Annotated in this window: 1 pseudogene; it reads right to left on the bottom strand. The window is 66.1% G+C overall.

Annotation, left to right across the window (positions count from 1 at the left end):
* Positions 1 to 546, bottom strand: a pseudogene (locus tag NKI29_RS33395) (transposase); the annotation flags it as partial.

The following is a 546-nucleotide window of genomic DNA, read 5'->3' on the forward strand; positions in this document are numbered from 1 at the left end:
ACCTTGTTGCCGGGCAATCCGAAGAGGTAGTCGAGCGCATTGTTCTCGCACCAGGCCATGACCTGCGCCCGGCCATAGTGGCCGTCGCCGCGGACCAGGATGCGGGTGGCCGGCCAGCGGGCGCGGATGCGCCGGACAAGCCGGCGCAGATGCCCACGGATCTCCTTGCCCGTCGGGGTCTTGCCAGGACCGAGGATCATGGCGACCGGGCGTCCTGTCGCGGCGTCATAGATGTGGATCGGCAGGAAGCAGCGCTCGTGTAATGGGCATTGAAAGAGCGAGAGCTGCTGATGGCCGTGAACGACATCAACCGTGTCGCCGATGTCGAGCGTCACGCTTTTGGGCGGCGCGGCATAGCTCGACAGCCACAGATCGACCAGCACCCAGCCGAGCCGGATCACGGTGCGCAGGTCGGGCAGGTTCTCCAGGCGCGAGCAGGTCGGCTGCGAGCACAGATCAATCCCGCTGTCGGCAGCCGTCCGCAGGAAGCCGGGTCGCAGTCGCCTGAGCTTGTAGAAGGGCGAGATCGTTGGCATCCCTCGTAGC

This window comes from Mesorhizobium sp. M0678 (assembly GCF_040320505.1).
Classification (GTDB): Bacteria; Pseudomonadota; Alphaproteobacteria; order Rhizobiales; family Rhizobiaceae; genus Mesorhizobium.